This window comes from Veillonella sp. CHU110 (genome assembly GCF_003992255.1).
In the GTDB taxonomy this organism is placed as follows: Bacteria; Bacillota; Negativicutes; order Veillonellales; family Veillonellaceae; genus F0422.
Map to the genome: position 1 here is coordinate 1 of NZ_RQVA01000043.1, position 230 is coordinate 230.

Annotated in this window: 1 tRNA gene; it reads left to right on the forward strand. The window is 47.4% G+C overall.

From position 1 onward, the window contains the following. Positions 1 to 155: 155 nt before the first annotated feature. A tRNA-Ile gene (locus EO122_RS08170) sits at positions 156 to 229 on the forward strand. Position 230: the final 1 nt, after the last annotated feature.

Consider the following 230-nt stretch of genomic DNA (forward strand, 5'->3'; position numbering starts at 1 on the left):
CGGCTGGATCACCTCCTTTCTAGGGAGACATACACTAGCACAAGATGCTAGATGTCACACTAGGTCGACACTTTGGTGTAATGGATAGACGTAGCATATGCGCTAGCTGTATCCAACCTTAATTGTTCAGTTTTGAGAGATTATCTCTCATATGTAGGCCTATAGCTCAGCTGGTTAGAGCGCACGCCTGATAAGCGTGAGGTCGGTGGTTCAAGTCCACTTAGGCCTAC